Origin of the sequence: Dyella terrae, assembly GCF_022394535.1 — a bacterium.
Lineage (GTDB): Bacteria > Pseudomonadota > Gammaproteobacteria > Xanthomonadales > Rhodanobacteraceae > Dyella.
The window spans coordinates 2,423,447-2,439,722 of the sequence record NZ_CP089414.1 but is presented as its reverse complement, the minus strand read 5'-3'; the positions used below and the strand labels follow the sequence as shown (position 1 = coordinate 2,439,722).

The 16,276-nt window shown below is 60.5% G+C and carries 12 protein-coding genes and 1 pseudogene; 2 read left to right on the top strand and 11 right to left on the bottom strand.

From position 1 onward, the window contains the following. The first annotated feature begins 145 nt into the window (after positions 1–145). Positions 146–1,976: pseudogene (glmS, locus tag DYST_RS10450) on the top strand (glutamine--fructose-6-phosphate transaminase (isomerizing)). Positions 1,977–2,153: 177 nt separating this feature from the next. Here the strand turns inward: glmS and DYST_RS10445 are convergent. From DYST_RS10445 to rfbB, 5 genes are read right to left on the bottom strand one after another with little or no spacing between them, the layout of a single operon-like run. Continuing rightward, positions 2,154–3,566, bottom strand: a complete 1,413-nt coding sequence (locus DYST_RS10445; RefSeq protein ID WP_239951732.1) for a mannose-1-phosphate guanylyltransferase/mannose-6-phosphate isomerase — start codon at positions 3,564–3,566, stop codon at positions 2,154–2,156. A 5-nt stretch (positions 3,567–3,571) separates the two neighbouring features. Further along, complete coding sequence (gene rfbD, locus DYST_RS10440) at positions 3,572–4,507, bottom strand: dTDP-4-dehydrorhamnose reductase (RefSeq protein WP_239951730.1); 936 nt, start codon at positions 4,505–4,507, stop codon at positions 3,572–3,574. Next, positions 4,504–5,061 carry a dTDP-4-dehydrorhamnose 3,5-epimerase gene (gene rfbC, locus DYST_RS10435; protein WP_239951728.1) on the bottom strand — a complete coding sequence of 186 codons (558 nt, stop codon included), beginning with the start codon at positions 5,059–5,061 and terminating at the stop codon, positions 4,504–4,506. The genes rfbD and rfbC overlap by 4 nt, the downstream gene beginning before the upstream one ends. Next, positions 5,061–5,948, bottom strand: a complete 888-nt coding sequence (rfbA, locus tag DYST_RS10430; RefSeq protein ID WP_239951726.1) for a glucose-1-phosphate thymidylyltransferase RfbA — start codon at positions 5,946–5,948, stop codon at positions 5,061–5,063. The genes rfbC and rfbA overlap by 1 nt, the downstream gene beginning before the upstream one ends. Further along, the gene (gene rfbB, locus DYST_RS10425; RefSeq protein WP_239951724.1) at positions 5,945–6,994 is read right to left on the bottom strand and encodes a dTDP-glucose 4,6-dehydratase; all 1,050 of its coding nucleotides are present in this window, start codon (positions 6,992–6,994) and stop codon (positions 5,945–5,947) included. The genes rfbA and rfbB overlap by 4 nt, the downstream gene beginning before the upstream one ends. Positions 6,995–7,224: 230 nt before the next feature. Between rfbB and DYST_RS10420 the strand changes: the two genes are divergently transcribed. Next, a complete protein-coding gene (locus DYST_RS10420) occupies positions 7,225–8,394 on the top strand; it encodes a trans-sulfuration enzyme family protein (RefSeq protein WP_275666960.1) in 1,170 nt (389 codons plus the stop codon). Between the two features lie 17 nt (positions 8,395–8,411). On the opposite strand, the gene DYST_RS10415 is transcribed toward DYST_RS10420, so the two are convergent. From DYST_RS10415 to DYST_RS10390, 6 genes are all read right to left on the bottom strand, one after another. Continuing rightward, positions 8,412–8,822 (bottom strand): glycosyltransferase, encoded by a 411-nt coding sequence (locus DYST_RS10415; RefSeq protein WP_239951720.1) that lies wholly within the window; start codon positions 8,820–8,822, stop codon positions 8,412–8,414. Continuing rightward, a complete protein-coding gene (locus DYST_RS10410; RefSeq protein ID WP_239951718.1) occupies positions 8,819–9,469 on the bottom strand; it encodes a hypothetical protein in 651 nt (216 codons plus the stop codon). Before DYST_RS10410 ends, DYST_RS10415 begins: the two co-directional genes overlap by 4 nt. A gap of 72 nt (positions 9,470–9,541) precedes the next feature. Continuing rightward, on the bottom strand, positions 9,542–9,823 hold the full coding sequence (locus DYST_RS10405) for a glycoside hydrolase family 99-like domain-containing protein (RefSeq protein WP_239951716.1): 282 nt from the start codon (positions 9,821–9,823) through the stop codon (positions 9,542–9,544). Continuing rightward, a complete protein-coding gene (locus tag DYST_RS10400; protein WP_239951714.1) occupies positions 9,783–13,967 on the bottom strand; it encodes a glycoside hydrolase family 99-like domain-containing protein in 4,185 nt (1,394 codons plus the stop codon). Before DYST_RS10400 ends, DYST_RS10405 begins: the two co-directional genes overlap by 41 nt. Further along, entirely contained in the window at positions 13,964–15,352 is a 1,389-nt protein-coding gene (locus DYST_RS10395) for an ABC transporter ATP-binding protein (RefSeq protein ID WP_239951712.1), read from the bottom strand. The genes DYST_RS10400 and DYST_RS10395 overlap by 4 nt, the downstream gene beginning before the upstream one ends. Beyond that, a complete protein-coding gene (locus DYST_RS10390) occupies positions 15,342–16,193 on the bottom strand; it encodes an ABC transporter permease (protein WP_239951710.1) in 852 nt (283 codons plus the stop codon). The genes DYST_RS10395 and DYST_RS10390 overlap by 11 nt, the downstream gene beginning before the upstream one ends. Between the last annotated feature and the right edge of the window lie 83 nt (positions 16,194–16,276).

Here is a 16,276-nt window from a genome sequence, read left to right as displayed (position 1 = left end):
CCCGGTCGATGGGGCGTTCAGCATGGACGGGGGACCATCAGGCCTCCCGATCCACGGTCGTGAAAGTTTGTTGAAATCGGTTGTCGACAAAGTCGCGATCTCGCGACCGTCCGTGTGCCGCGCCTGTTTCAAGGAGTAACAACTCATGTGTGGAATCGTTGCCGCCGCCGCCCAGCGTGACGTGGCCCCCCCTGCTCATCGCCGGCCTGAAGGCCCTGGAATACCGAGGCTACGATTCGGCGGGTCTTGCCGTTCTCGACGGTGGCCAGATCCACCGCGTCCGTGCCAAGGGCAAGGTGCGTGAAATGGAAGGCCTCTATCTGGCCCACCCGTTCCCTGGCGGTACCGGTATCGCCCACACACGCTGGGCCACGCATGGCGTGCCCAACACGGTCAACGCCCACCCACATGTTCAGGGCGGTGTGGCGCTGGTGCACAACGGCATCATCGAAAACTATGCCTCGCTGCGTGGCGATCTCGAAGCACGGGGCCATGTCTTCACCTCGGAAACCGACACCGAGGTCATGGCGGCACTGATCAGTGAGCGCGTGTCTTCGGGCAAGACGCTGCTTGATGCCGTGTCTTCTGTGGTGCACGAACTGGAAGGCGCTTATGCCATCGCCGTGGTGAGCGAAAATGAGCCGGGCCGTGTAGTCGGTGCGCGTCGCGGTGCGCCGTTGTTGGTAGGCGTGGGCATTGGCGAAAACTTCCTGGGGTCGGATGCGCAGGCGCTCATCCAGGTCACCAACAAGATCATCTATCTGGAAGAGCATGACGTTGTCGAAATCACCCGCGACAACGTGCAGGTTTATGGGCGGGATGGCCAACCGGTCGTTCGCTCCGTGCACGAAAGTGAGCTCTCCAGCGATGCCGTCGAGCGTGGCGAGTATCGCCACTACATGCAGAAGGAAATCTTCGAGCAGCCGCGTGCCGTCGCCGATACGCTGGAGGCGCGCATCGGTCCGAACGGCGTGCTGCCCAATATCTTCGGTGTGGGTGGCGACGAGCTGCTGAGCCAGGTGAAGGGCCTGCATATTATTGCTTGTGGCACCAGCTACCATGCCGGCCTCGTGGCCAAGTACTGGATCGAGGAATACGCCCGGCTTCCGGTGAATGTGGAAGTGGCCAGCGAATACCGCTACCGCGAGGCCGTGGTGCCTGACGGCACTCTGTTCGTTGCCATTTCGCAATCCGGTGAAACGGCGGATACCCTGGCTGCCATGCGTGAATCGCGTCGTCGTGGTTACCTCGGCACGCTGGCGATCTGCAATGTGCCCGAATCGTCAGTGGTTCGCGAGGCCGATCTCAAACTGATGACGCGTGCTGGCCCGGAAATCGGCGTCGCATCCACCAAGGCTTTCACCACGCAGCTCGCGGCGTTGGGTCTGCTGTCGCTTCAGCTAGCGCACCATCGTGGCCTTGATGCCGCGCGTTATGCGGATCTGACCGCGCAGCTGCAGCGCATGCCGGTGATGATTGAGAAAGCCCTGGAGTTGGAGCCTCGGATCATCGAGCTCGCCGAGCACCTGATCCATCGCCAGCATGCGCTGTTCCTCGGCCGTGGCGTGCAGTACCCGGTGGCGATGGAAGGAGCGCTCAAGCTCAAGGAGATCTCCTACATTCACGCCGAGGCCTACGCGGCCGGCGAACTCAAGCACGGTCCCCTGGCGCTGGTCGATGAAGACATGCCGGTGATTGCCGTGGCGCCGAATGGCCCGCTGCTCGACAAGCTCAAGTCCAACTTGCAAGAAGTGCGCGCACGCGGCGGCGAGCTGCTGGTCTTCGCCGATGGCGAAGCGAGCATGGATGGCAACGCATCGCGTGGCGTCACTCTTCGCATGGATGGCGGCGGCGATTTCATCGCTCCCGCCGTGTTCACCGTGCCGATGCAATTGCTTGCCTATCACGTGGCCGTGCTGCGCGGCACCGATGTGGATCAGCCTCGCAATCTGGCCAAATCGGTAACCGTGGAGTGATGGGAGCTTTCAGAATGAAGGCTTTGTATGCGTCCCACGAGATGCATGAAAACGGGCCGCCATTCCTATGGCGGCCCGTCTGAATTTAGTGGGCAGGTAACTCGCCGACGAATCACCGTCGGCTCAGATGAGGTGGTACGCAGCCGGCGAGACTAGGATTGCTCGTTCGGCAATGGCTCAGGAACGACCGTATACGTCTTCCAGGCGCACGATATCGTCCTCACCCAGATAGCTGCCGGACTGGACTTCGATGACTTCCAGCGGCACTTTGCCTGGATTTCGCAAGCGATGGACGCTGCCCAGCGGAATGTAAGTGCTCTGATTCTCGCCCAGCAGGAAGATGCGATCGTCGCAGGTGACCTCCGCCGTGCCCGAGACTACGATCCAATGTTCCGCACGATGGTGGTGCTTTTGCAGGCTCAGCGACGCGCCTGGTTTTACCACGATGCGTTTCACTTGGAAGCGATCGGCAGATTCGAGCGAATCGTAGCTGCCCCAGGGGCGTCGCACGACGCGATGTAGTGAATGTTCGGTGCGGCCCGCCGCCTTGAGTTCGTCAACTACACGTTTGACGTCCTGTGCCGCGTCGCGATGGGCTACGAGCGTAGCGTCCGGTGTGGTCACGACAATAAGGTCATCGATGCCCACGGTGGCGAGTAGATGTCGATCATGCGAGCGCAGTAGCGAGTTGTTCGTGTTGATGGTGATGGTGTCCCCTTCGCGCAAATTACCCTGCGCGTCGCGCACACCGGCCAACCACAGGGCGGACCACGAACCGATATCGCTCCAGTCGCACTTCACAGGAATCACTGCCGCACGCTGGGTTTTCTCCATCACGGCATAGTCGATGGAGTTGTCCGGGACCTTGGAGAAGGCTTCCGGATGGATGCGCACGAAGTCCAGGTCGGCTTTCGCAGAAGCGTGGGCCGCACGTACGGCGTCGAGTATCTCGGGCGCGTGCAGGCCAAGCTCTTCAAGGTAACGCGAGGCCTTGAACAGGAACATGCCCGAGTTCCAGTCGTAGCCACCGCTGGCTACGTAGGATTCGGCAATCGGCAGCGCCGGCTTCTCCACGAACTGCGCCACTCGGAACGCGCCATCGCCAATGGGTTCACCACGCTGGATGTAGCCAAACCCCGTCTCCGGTCGATCTGGCTGGATGCCGAAGGTGACCAGCCAGCCGTCCTGCGCCGCGGGAAGTGCCTGCTCGACGCCACGTGTGAAGCTGTGCGCGTCGCCGATCAGATGGTCGGCAGGAAGCACGAGTAGCAGCGCTTCGGGATCGCGCTCCAGCGCACGTAAGGCGCCAAGCGCGATGGCCGGAGCGGTGTTCCGGCCCATTGGCTCGAGGATAATGGAAGCCCCTTCGATGCCGGATTCGAGCAATTGCTCGGCGGCAAGAAAACGGTGATCCTCGCTGGCCACCACGATGGGTGCATCCACATCGGGGAGAAGCTGCGTCCGGCCCACTGTCTGCTGGAACAGAGTGCCCTGGCCCGTCAGGGAGAGGAACTGCTTTGGCAGATTCTTGCGTGACACGGGCCAAAGCCGGGTGCCGGATCCGCCACTGAGAATGAGTGGGATGAGCATGATGGTCAGCGTGTACCGGAGGATAGTTCGTCAATCACGTCGTCCAAACCGTGACGCCAATCTGGCAGTGTAAATGCAAAAATCTGTTGGAAGCGTGAGTTGTCCAGCACCGAATAGACTGGTCTTTGAGCGAGCGTGGGGAATTCGGCTGTCGAGATAGCCGTTACCCGGGGTTTGCGTGCGATGAGCTCTTTGCGTAGCGCAGCATCAAAGATCGCATCGGCAAAGCCGTGCCAGGTGGTGTGGCCGCTGGCGACCAAATGGTGCGTGCCCTGCAGTTCGGTACGATCCCCTGGCAGTGTTTGTTTCCACTTTCGCAGGGCGGCGAGCGTGCCATCGACAATCAGCTGCGTGGATGTAGGGGCGCCGTGCTGGTCTGCCACAACGCGCAATTCGTCCCGCTCAGCACCCAGGCGAAGCATCGTGCGCAAAAAGTTCTGACCGTGCGGGGCATAGACCCACGCCGTGCGGAACATCATGTGCTGTGCACCGCTGGCGCGAAGAGCATTTTCGCCAGCCAGCTTGCTGCGCCCATACGCGCCGACCGGGCCAGTGCCGGCGTCTACTGCGTAAGGCATTGCACTTGCGCCGTCAAACACGTAATCCGTCGAATAGTGAACGACGAGAGCATCGTGCTTGGCCGCCCACGCGCCGACAACATCAACAGCGTCACCATTGATGCGGGTGGCCAGTACCTCCTCCTGCTCGGCACGGTCGACGGCCGTATAGGCCGCGGCATTCACGATGATATCCGGCTGGATGCGCTCGAGCAGGTTGACGATGGCCTGCTGATCCGAGAGGTCTCCGGGTTCGCCGTAGCCGATGCCCAGGACGTTGCCATCGCGCGTCACCGGAATGACGTTGCCCAGTGTCGCGAGGTTTCCATCTTGCAGGAACGTCTGGCCGAGTTGGCCGTTTGCGCCGAGCAGGACGATCTTCAACGGGGATATTCCGGTAAGCGGGCGATGGCCACATCCTGAAGCAGCGGCGCTTTCTCGTCCTTCTCCGACAGCAACGGGTGGCTCACCGGCCAGTCGATACCGATACTGGCGTCATTCCAGCGCACGCCGGCGTCGGCTTCGCGGTCGTACAGCGCTGTGCATTGATAGCTGAAGGTGGCGTCATCAGAAACAACGCAGAAACCATGCGCGAAGCCTTCGGGAATCCAGAAATGCCGCTTATTCTCAGCGCTGAGCATGACGCCTGCCCACTGGCCGAACGTGGGCGAGCCATGTCGGATGTCCACGGCAACATCGAAGACTTCGCCCTCGAGAACGCTCACCAACTTGCCTTGCGGATTGGGCCACTGGTAATGCAGGCCGCGCAATACGCCCTTGGCAGAGCGTGAAACATTCGACTGGACGAACGTGCGACTGATGCCTCCTTCCTCGTACTTGGCCTGGTTGTAGCTTTCGTAGAAATAGCCGCGGGAATCGCCAAACACCTGAGGTTCGATGATGACCACGCCAGGGAGGGATGTTTCAATGACTTTCATCAGCGCACGTATCCCTGCTTGGTCAGGTTGCTCAGGTACTTGCCATACCCGGTCTTGGACAAGGGTTGGGCAAGTCGCATGACTTGCTCCGCATCGATCCAGCCATTGAGGTAGGCGATCTCTTCGGGACAGCACACCTTGAGACCCTGGCGGTGTTCGATCGTCTGGATAAAATTGCCCGCCTCCATCAGCGACTCATGCGTGCCCGTGTCGAGCCACGCATAGCCTCGACCGAGCTGCTCGAGGTGCAGCGAACCATCATCGAGGTAGCACCGATTGAGGTCGGTGATCTCCAATTCGCCGCGCGCGGATGGCTTCAGATCTGCGGCGAAATCGCATGCACGGCCATCGTAGAAATACAGGCCGGTGACGGCATAGTTCGAGCGAGGCTGCGCCGGCTTCTCTTCCAGCCCGACGACCTTGCCTGCGGCGTCAAACTCGGCCACGCCATAGCGCTCAGGATCGCTGACCCAGTACCCGAAGACGCTGGCGCCGTGCTGGCGCGAAGCAGCCCGCTTCAGGCGTTCGGTCAGGCCCACACCGTAAAAAATGTTGTCGCCAAGTACGAGGCAGCTTGACTCTCCGCCCACGAAATCGCGACCGATGACGAACGCCTGCGCAAGCCCATCCGGAGACGGCTGCACGGCGTACTGGATGTTGATGCCCCATTGCGAGCCATCGCCGAGCAAACGCTGAAAAAGCGTCTGCTCGTGCGGCGTGTTGATCATCAGTACGTTCCTGATGCCAGCGAGCATCAGCGTTGCCAGCGGGTAGAAAACCATGGGTTTGTCGTAGACGGGCAGCAGTTGTTTGCTAACCGCCTGCGTGATCGGATAGAGCCGTGTCCCCGAGCCGCCAGCAAGGATGATGCCCTTTTGTGTACTCATGCGCCGAGCCGCTCCATGAGATAACTGCCATCGAGGACGCGAGTCACCCACGGCGCGTTGTTGAGGTACCAGTCCACCGTATGCGCAATACCCGTCTCGAAAGTTTGCGACGGCTGCCAGCCAAGTTCTGTCTGGAGCTTGCTGGAATCGATCGCATAGCGGCGATCATGACCGGGGCGATCCTTCACAAAGGTGATCAGCGATTCGCGCTTGCGACCATCGGCAAGCGGGCGTCGCTCATCGAGCAGCGCGCAGATCGCCTTCACGACAGTGATGTTCTCGCGCTCGGCGTTTCCGCCCACGTTGTAGGTCTCGCCCACGCGACCGGCTTCCAACACTCGCGCGATGGCCGTGCAGTGGTCGCCCACGTACAACCAGTCGCGCACGTTGAGGCCATCGCCATAGACCGGTAGGGCCTCGCCGACGAGCGCCTTCTGGATGATCAGGGGGATGAGCTTCTCGGGAAACTGATAGGGGCCGTAATTATTCGAGCAATTCGTGGTCAGCGTCGGCAAACCGTAGGTGTGGTGAAACGCGCGGACCAGATGATCGGACGCTGCCTTCGATGCTGAATACGGCGAGTTGGGTGCATACGGAGTGGTTTCTTTGAACTGTCCCTCGTCGCCGAGCGATCCGTACACTTCGTCAGTGGACACATGCAGAAAGCGGAACGCTTTCTGCGCAGCGCCATCCAGGCTGCGCCAATAGTCGCGGGTGCTTTCCAGCAGACCCAGCGTACCTACGACATTGGTCTCCACGAAAGCGGCTGGGCCGTCGATGGAGCGATCGACGTGTGATTCGGCCGCAAAATTGACAACGGCATCAACGGCATGGTCCTTGAGCAGGGCAGCGACCAGCGCGCGGTTGCCGATATCGCCCTTTACGAACACATGACGATCATCGCCCTCCAGGGAGACGAGCGTATCGAGGTTGCCTGCGTACGTCAGTTTGTCCAGATTAATGACCCTATATCCCTGGGCAACGGCCTGAAGTACGAAGTTGGCACCAATGAAGCCGGCGCCACCAGTAATTAGCAATGTCGTCATAAGTCCTGGCTGGGCAAAGTTAGTCGCACTATTTTGTCATGCTTTGAGGGGCGAGCAAACGAGGGGCGGTTATTTCAAAGCCCTTTTTTATCATTTGGTTACATAGCCAAGTTAGAACTTTGTTCATACATCGGGATATATCGCGGATTCCCGGTTAAGATAACGGGGTCAATATTTCCCCCTGGGACAAACAGCTCGGTCGGGCTTCGGTCCGGCCTCAAAGTGGTGTCATGGCGACTAAAAAGAACAGCGCTCTTCTCGGGCTTGGTACCCGAGCCATTCATGCGGGACAGCACCCCGATCCTTCCACCGGCGCCATCATGACGCCGATCTACGCGACATCCACGTATGTCCAGAGCAGTCCGGGCGTGCATTTGGGTTATGAGTACTCGCGCACCCAGAACCCGACTCGCATGGCATATGAGCGCTGTGTTGCTGACTTGGAAGGCGGTACGGCCGGCTACGCCTTTGGTTCGGGCCTGGCGGCTGCCAGCACTGTGCTCGATCTGCTGGACAGCGGTAGCCATGTGATAGCGATGGATGACCTCTACGGCGGCACGTATCGGTTGTTCGAGCGGGTGCGTCGGCGTTCGGCAGGCTTGGATTTCACCTTCGTCGACCTCAACGACACCAAAGCCCTGAAGGCAGCACTAAAGCCAAATACACGCATGATCTGGGCCGAGACGCCGACCAATCCCATGCTCAAGCTGGTGGATTTGGCCAAGGTTGGCGAGTTCGCGCGCAAGCACGGCCTGATCCTTGTCGTCGACAACACGTTCTGTTCGCCGATGCTGCAGCGTCCGTTGGAGTATGGGGCGCACCTAGTCTTGCATTCAGCAACGAAGTACCTCAACGGCCATTCCGACATGGTCGGCGGCATCGTGGTTGCGGGCAACGACACAGACCTCGCCGAGCAAATGGCGTTTCTGCAGAACTCAGTGGGCGCGGTTGCCGGCCCGTTCGACGCGTTCCTTGCGATGCGCGGACTCAAAACCTTGCACCTGCGCATGCGCGCGCATTGCGCCGGAGCTATGGAGCTCGCGCAATGGCTCGATAAGCACCCGGCCATCGACAAGGTGATCTATCCGGGTTTGAAGAGCCATCCTCAGCACACGCTGGCCAAAAGGCAGATGGACGGCTTTGGCGGCATCATCAGTGTGGACGTGAAGGGCGGCTTGAAGAGGGCACGCCGCGTATTGGAGCGTTGCCGCCTGTTCGCGCTTGCCGAATCGTTGGGTGGCGTGGAAAGCCTGATCGAGCTGCCTGCAATCATGACGCATGCTTCCGTACCTCCTGCCAACCGCAAGCGACTGGGCATCAGCGACTCGCTGATTCGTCTCAGCGTGGGCGTGGAAGATGTCGCCGACCTCAAGGCGGAGCTTGAGGCCGCGTTGTCCTGAAGAACCGTGGCTGCAACCTACAAGGTTGCAGCCAGTGCATCGATGCGGTCCCGGTAGCGGATGCCTGCAGCGCGGTATCCGCAAAAGTTTCGGATTCTGCGTGCGGCACGCTTACCCATGGATCGGCCATCCTCAGGATGATCGACGAGGGTGATCATGTGTGCGGCGGCCTCGTCGACATGGGCGTCTGCCCATTTCTGGCCCTCCCCGTGTGGGTAATCGCCGGCCTTGAGAGGAACCAGGTCGTAGCCCACGAGGTGCGCCGTATCGCTGTCCATAAAGTCCATGTTGCCTGAGTACGCCGTGGCGACGACGGGCTTGCCCAGGTACATCGCTTCGGCCAGTCCGCGCCCGAAACCCTCCGAGCGATGCAATGAGACGAATGCATCGCAGCAGCGCACCAGGTTCTTGGTGTCGTTGTCTGTCATCGCCTGTGGTCAATCAGCACCACGCGATCGCGCAAGGGTGCGATGGCTTCCTTCAGCTCCGCAAGCGCATCCGGTGCCGCTTGACTGCCATGCGTCTTGATAACCAGGCAGGCGTCGGCAGTGGGTCTTGCGCGGCGAAACGCTTCGAATGCCTGGATCACGGCTTTGGGATTCTTGCGTGCCGAGAATGAGCGGAAGTCGAAGAAGAAAAGGAACGCGTAGCTGGATTCGGGAATGCCGAAGTACCGCCTGGAGCGGAACGAGGACAAGATCACCTCACACGCCAGCGGCATGTGGATCATTGGCTTGCTGATGGAGGGACGTAGCGCGTCGAGGATGAAGCCGGTGGGTGCCCAGACCTCGTCGAAGCGATTGAGCTGCTCGGCCCAAGTGCTGGGGTATTTGCTCAGCTCCCAGGCGGGATAGACGATGTTGATCGAATCCCTGGGTAGCGCGCTGCCCAAGGTGCCCAGTGCTTGTTCGATTTCGTCACCGTTGAGGTGGAATACGTTGATCTTGCCGGGCCGATTTTCCAGGAAGGGCTGGAACTCGTCCTGCACGTCGGGATCCGGGCGATAGACACGATAGAGGTCCAGCACCGTGGGGCGTACCGCCACTGATCGCAAGGCGCGGAACGTGCAGCGCACGTCCTCGCCTCGCCCGATAGGGGCAAACGGATGTCCTACCAGGCATGGAGTAGGGGTGGTCATAGTCGTGATTTACCCAAGTGAATAGCGCGCTTTGCGAATGAGGTGGTCACTCTCCCGGGCGTTCTGGAGCGCCTCGAGGTAGGTGTGTCCAAAGCGGCGATCCGGCTCAAGATAAGCACCCTCCGCCCATTCGTTCCATGCATTGATGAAGATCAGGCGTTCATCGCCAGTGTATTGCTGCTTGGTGCGCGCGATGGTCGTTTCAAGCCACGCCTGGAAGGCGCCCGGCGAGGCGTTCTCGAACGAATAGCTATTGTTTTGGCGACGGGCGGTGTTGTCCCAGCCGGGCATGGCCCCCCATGAATCGCTTGTACGGCGGGAGTTCACGCGTGGCGTAGCGTACGGCGATGTCGCGATAGTCGGCCACGGCACCCTGGAACTCCGGATTGAGCAGCGGCGCCGTCACAGGGCGTGGCTCTGCCAGGCCCTGCGGGGTGAACTCTACAGCGGCGTCGCAGCCGAGCTGGCCGGGAGGAATGCCTGCCGAGACCAGTTCGAACGACTCCACCTGCGCGATGTAGATCTCGCCGATGCCTTCGTCGCGGCACACCTCGCGCCAGATGGACGTTGTGCGGGCAAAATCCGGAAACAGCGTGACCCGATAAATGAGGATTAGCGGCTTGCCGTTGACGCGGATGTAGTTCGGGCTGCGGAAGTACCGGATGAGATCACGGATGACCGCCACGTCATCGTCATCGGAGTGCTTCTGCGCCATGAGCACGTCGTGCTCCTGGCCGTCCCAGCGACGAGTCCAATTCTCATTGGCCCAGCACAGACAGAACGGAAAGTCGGGGCGCCCCGTGAGCAGCATGTTCTCGATGGGGCGCTCGAGCAGACGATGTCCCGCGAACCAGTAGTAGTAGTAGCAGAAGCCGCTGAGGCCGTAGCGCTGAGCAAGGGCGGCCTGCTTCTCCATGGTTTCGGTCACCCGCAGATCGTAGTAACCCAGGTCTGCGGGTACGCGCGGCTGATAGTGGCCCACGTAGTTGGGGCGCGCCTTGGTGACGTTGGTCCATTCGGTGAAGCCAGGGCCCCACCATAGATCGTTTTCCGGAAAGGGGTGGAACTGCGGTAGGTAGAACGCGATGGTGCGCACATCGTCCATGCGTTCTAGTTCATTGCCCCAGCGCGTCGTGAACTTCGCGAGATTCGTGGAAATGCAGCGCAGCTTGTAGTCGTTGGTCAAGCCGTCGGACGTGCGGCTCAAGTGATGCAGTACCGTAGCGTCGGGGCAGTAGACGATGCGACGCCCCTCGGCGCGCAGGCGCATGCAGAGATCGGAGTCCTCACAATACGCGGGTGCGTACATTTCATCGAAGCCGCCAAGGCGACGGAAGTCCTCCGTGCGGATGGCCAGGCAGGCGCCGCTGCAGTAGTCAACGTCGCGCTCGAAGGCATAGCGAGGCTGGTCGGGCAGGTCGTTCAGTCCCACCATTTCAGACGTACCATCGGCGTGCAGTGTCGTGCCTGCCTCCTGCAGCCAGCCGGTGGGATACGCGATACGGGGACCAACGGCGCCGATGTCGGCAGAACGGTCGAGGCAAGCGATCAAGGCCTCCAGCCAACCTTTGGTAACCTGGACATCGTTGTTCAGCAGTACCAAGTGACGGCCGTTGGCGTGTGTCGCAGCTGCGTTGCAGTTGCGCAGGAAGCCCAGGTTGTTCGGCTGAGAGACGACCCGTAGGTGCGGGATCGTGCTCAGCACTCGATGGCTCTCGTCGGTCGAGGCGTCGTTGGCGATTAGCACCTCGAAGCTCGGCCCTATGGATCCTGCGTGATCGGCGATGGATGCCAGGCATTCCAGCGTCGTCGTCAGGTGGTTGTACACCGGCACAAGGATGGTGACCTCAGGGGACGAGGGCAGCTCTGGCAAGCGAATGCGCTTGGCGGCCGTATCGACGTCGAGATTGCTGAAATCACGCGTGGTGAACTTTTGCGGATTCTGAGCCAGCTGTTGCTCACGCAGCGTGGCATCGATGCGCTGGCGCACCACACTGTAATCGGCCCATTCGCGCTTGCCGTCGGCACGCCAGAGCACGTTCGCGGGCATGTCGGGTGACTGGACATAGTAGTCCGGCGTGGCGCCCCCGTTTGCTGCCCCGTCGCTTGGCGCATGCGTGCGCTCGTAGGCCTGCCAGCGCTGATAGGCACCCGTGCGGCGGAACAGGAAGCCGGTATGATTGAAGAGCACACTCTTGAGGCGGTTCTTTGCGCCGGGTGACAGCGGAACCATCCGGTAGGCACTCTTGGCAGCCAGGGCGGTGCGGCGACGCACGGCGAACTTGATCCGACGACTGGCCGCGCTGCCATGGCGGAGTGGTTTGGTCAGAGACCAGCTCAGCGAATGGGTGATGAGTTCGAGTTCTTCGGCCTGCGATTTGGCGAGCTGCTCGTAATGGATGAGGTCGAGCATGCGGGTCTCTAGATCCCGGATCCGCTTTCGCAGCTTGTCCCCTGCGGTGCGCTTGTCACTCTCGGTGATGTCGAGCTCCTGGGTCAGGTGCGCCGCCACCTCGGTGAGATGCTCCATACTTTCGTGCAGTTCGACCATTTCCGTTTCGAGTGCGGCGTAGGCGTCTTGGGTTTCCCCGTACTGCTGCTCCAGTTCTGCATGCTTACGCTCCAGTTCTGCATGCTTAGGCTCCAGTTCGGCATGCTTACGCTCCAGCTCTGCGTGCTGGCTGTTTGGCGCCAGGTTGCCCTCGCGTAGCAGACGTGACACATCGGGGAGGACGCCCAGGTAGTCCTTCTTGTAGGCATCAAATTCCAGCGGCACGCCGTAGTCGCCGATTGCTTCGTCACGAAGCGACGCTTCAAGGTCGAGGTAAGTCTGGATGTGACTGGACGTCATCACCAGCCCGTGCTCGCGGAGGATCGCCTGAACGAGAGTGGGCACGTGCAACAGTCGAGGGTCGGCCGACCTAGTCACGCCCGTCAGAGAGCCGAAGGAAAGCTTGATCGCGCGGAATGCCAAGTAGCCGAATGTAAGCGGAACCTTGTAGGCCCACTCGAGATCGAAGAATGTGGTTTGTCCGTTCGCGTCGCGTATGAGGTTACGTGGGACGGCATCCACCATCGACGCCGGTACTGGCGTGTCGAGCATCAGGTCAACCGATGAGGGCGAACCCGGCAGACGGCCGGCCAATGCATCTTTCCATACGCCGAACCAGTTGGCGACCTGCTCGATGGTCCAATCTGGCTTGGTGACGATGCTCTCCAAAGCATCGCCCCAATGCTCGCCCTGGAAGTACGGCTCTTCCTCCAGGGATTGGATGAGTAGCTTGCTGTTCGGTGTCGACTGAGGGCTGAGCTTCAGATGCTCGACCACGATGGCGCCGTTTTTGCGGACGAAGCGCGAGGACTTGGCAAAAGCAGGGTCGCGGCCGGACGAATACTGCTCCGCCAACACGTTGGGCAGTACGCTGGAGAAGGATGGCGAGCGCTCGGATTTGCGCGCAACCATGAGGAACGAATTGGCCAGGTCGGCGAGCAGTCCGTTACGACCCACGACGTCGAATGCGCGACCAAGGGAGAACAGCGGCATCGTGACCAATTGTCGGTCCGAGCGCGACGCCTGGCCTGCAAGGGACGCGGCATTGAATTCACCGCGCGCAGCGGTACCTTCTGGAAGCACAACGCAATGGGGAAGCTTGTAGTCAGGAAGCGGTATCGCACACTCGCTTGACTCGAAGCCCGCCTTGCGAAGATAGGACTCAAGCTCGCCCTTGCCGAACGTGACGACGGTGCCTTCGTCGTACTGGTCCTGGATGCCGGCCATGGCGCGGTCGAGGTGATCTTCCGCAACGCCAGCAAAATACTTGAGCCCAAGCTGGTTCTCGATCGCGACGACGAGGATGCCGTCGTCGGTCAGCAATTCGCGTGCTAGCTTCAGCGTTTCCAGCACCGGATCATTGCCGGTCGTATACATCCTGGCGTACTCAAGCACGCCGATCAGGGTGACGATGTCGAACCGCTGTGTTGACCGCAGCTCACCAAACTGCTCGTTGAGCACGGTTACATTGGCGAGATCGCGGCATCGGGACGCGGCGATGGAGGCGCGACGGCGGCTGCCTTCCAGAGCAAGAACGTTTGCGCCCTGTTCGCCAAGGAATCGCGTGATGGCACCGCAACCTGCGCCGATCTCAAGCACCTTCGAGCCCTTTAGGGCACCCGTCAGTGGTCGCAGGAGGTTTGCGCGGGTGGGGCTGAGATGATACGTACTCGCCCAGTCGGTCATGTGCTGGTGCAATTCGCGCGAGAACTGCGAGACATCACTCGAGTCGGCTATTGCATGGGCAATACGCTGTTCGACCTCATCGCCATCGGAGTAGGCGAACGGCTTTTCGTCTTCCTTGTGCCAGATGCGATGGCTCTCATCCTGGCGGTAGGCGGACGCGCGAAGAAAATCTTCAAAAGGGGAGCGAGGGCCGGTCACGGCGTGGCCTCCTTGGCGTCCATGGTCATGTTGATCTTCACTAGGCCGAAATAGCCCGTGTCGTTTACGTTGATGTGGATTGCGTCATAGCGGCGATCGTGGGGAACGGCATCATCGCCGTCCCGGCTTGCGACACCTATGGACAGAAAATAGTCGCCAGGTCCAAGGGTGCAATCGAAGTCGAACGTTATGACGGCGTGCGTGCCGGCTTGGCCGATGCTTTCTGGCAACGATGCCTCCACCATTTCGGAGTTCGAGCCGTAGACCGTGATGCCATCCTTGGTCTTGATGGTCAGGCCAAAGATTGGGCGAAACACAGTTTCGTTAAATGCAACGCCCAGAAGAAGACGCAGCCGATCGCCGGAAGCGACGACGGAGGGCTCCGCGCCGCGCGGCCCGAGTAGGCGGAAGTCCTGGATCTGGGCTGCACCGTCGCCCCAACGGTATTCGTAAGGACTGTAGTTCGCCCTCTCTTCGAACGCGCCGGGCCGGATGTCCAGTGCAATGGACCCCTCGGACAATTCATTCGCATTGGCGGACGGTGCCAGCATTCCTGCTTCTGTCGCACTAGCCTTTTTCGTGAGCTTGCGTGAACCACCGAAAAGCAGGTCTAGATATGTGTGTACGACGTCCTTAGGCTTGCCCTGCTGCTGCACGAGACCGTCGTGCAGCAGGATGGCGCGATCACAATGACTGATGACCTGTTCGGTGGCATGAGACACGAACAGGATCGAAGTACCCGCTTCCTTCAGCGACTCAAGGCGCGCAAAACACTTCGCCTGGAACTTGGCGTCACCGACGGACAAGGCCTCATCGACGATGAGTACGTCTGGCTCTACCTGCGCCTGGACGGCGAAAGCAAGTCGCACCACCATGCCGCTGGAATAGGTTTTGATCGGGCGCTTGGCGAAGTCACCGATGTCTGCGAAGGCAAGGATCGAATCCATCCTCTGGTCGATCTCTTCATCCGTGAGGCCAAGCACGGAAGCATTGAGATGGACGTTCTCCATGCCTGTGAACTCTGGATTGAAACCCGAGCCAAGCTCCAGCAGCGCAGCGACGCGGCCATGCACGGAAATGGACCCCTCGGTTGGCGTAAGCGTGCCTGCGATCATCTGCAGCAAAGTGGACTTGCCTGAGCCATTGCGCCCCACGATTCCAACGGTTTCGCCACGCCGGACTTCAAAGCTGACGTTGCGTAGTGCCCAGAATTCGCTGAAGTTCCTGCGGTCACGCAGCGCGCTGGCAACGCGATGCGCGCCGACGCCGCCTGCCATGAGGGCCGCGCGTGGGTAGAGCGACTGCAGCAGTCGGTCCATGGGGCTGCTATAGACGTTGTAGCACTTGCTGACGCCGTCGACGCGGATCGACACATTAGAGGACATCGGCAAAACCCCGGCGAGTGCGTTGGAACCACCAGAAGCCTGCGCTGGCGAACAGGAACATGCACAGCGTGAATAGCGTCAGCGCGCCCCATGCCGGCTGCTGGCCGATGATAAGCACCTTTCGAGTCTCGCCCATCACGAAGGTCAGCGGGTTGAGGTAGAACAGCCGACGAAATGACTCCGGAATGGCCGTGACCGGATAGAACAGTGGGGAAAGGAACATGGTCATGGTCACCAGGTGCCCGACGAGTTGGCCGATGTCGCGCAGATAAACGCCGAGCGACGAAAGGATCCAGACCATGCCGAGGACCAGCAGACATAGTGGCAAGAAGGTGAACGGGAGAAGGACGATCGTCCAGTGCGGAGCGGTTCCCTTGGCGAGCACGTAGGCGACCAACAGCACGAAGAAGCTGATGAGTGCCTGGAACAACCCTGAGCCAATGACCACGAAGGCCTGGATTTCCAGCGGAAAGACGATCTTCTTCACCAGGTTTGGCGTCGACACGATGAGCCCCGGAGCGCGGTTCACGCTATCGGCGAAGAAGGTGAAGCCAAGCATGCCGGCGAAGAGCATCAGCGCGAAATCCATCGGGCTGGTGGCGGCCTCCGAGCCCCACCGCATCCGAAAGACCTGGCTGAATACGAATGTGTAAATGGCCAGCATCAGCAACGGATTGAGGATCGACCACAGCATGCCCAGAGCGGAGCCGCGATAGCGGCTCGCAATATCTCGTCGGGTCAGGGTGAGAATGAGGGCCCGGTTCTTCCAGGCATGCAGGATCATCGCTACGGGGCTGGCGGGTTCTCGGTTCCCACCGGGTTTTATGAGCGTCGACTTCACGAATATTCCTGTAGCTACCGATACTTACGGTGCGGCCCGAAAGGGGCTAACCCAATACTTTACCAGTCGGGGAGGGGGCTTGG

Bases quoted from the DNA above. Each gene is read 5' to 3' on its own strand.
- DYST_RS10445 (WP_239951732.1), bottom strand. From the start codon at position 3,566: ATGCTCATCCCACTCATTCTCAGTGGCGGATCCGGCACCCGGCTTTGG.
- rfbC (WP_239951728.1), bottom strand. From the start codon at position 5,061: ATGAAAGTCATTGAAACATCCCTCCCTGGCGTGGTCATCATCGAACCT.
- rfbA (WP_239951726.1), bottom strand. From the start codon at position 5,948: ATGAGTACACAAAAGGGCATCATCCTTGCTGGCGGCTCGGGGACACGG.
- rfbB (WP_239951724.1), bottom strand. From the start codon at position 6,994: ATGACGACATTGCTAATTACTGGTGGCGCCGGCTTCATTGGTGCCAAC.
- DYST_RS10420 (WP_275666960.1), top strand. From the start codon at position 7,225: ATGGCGACTAAAAAGAACAGCGCTCTTCTCGGGCTTGGTACCCGAGCC.
- DYST_RS10415 (WP_239951720.1), bottom strand. From the start codon at position 8,822: ATGACAGACAACGACACCAAGAACCTGGTGCGCTGCTGCGATGCATTC.
- DYST_RS10405 (WP_239951716.1), bottom strand. From the start codon at position 9,823: ATGCCCGGCTGGGACAACACCGCCCGTCGCCAAAACAATAGCTATTCG.
- DYST_RS10395 (WP_239951712.1), bottom strand. From the start codon at position 15,352: ATGTCCTCTAATGTGTCGATCCGCGTCGACGGCGTCAGCAAGTGCTAC.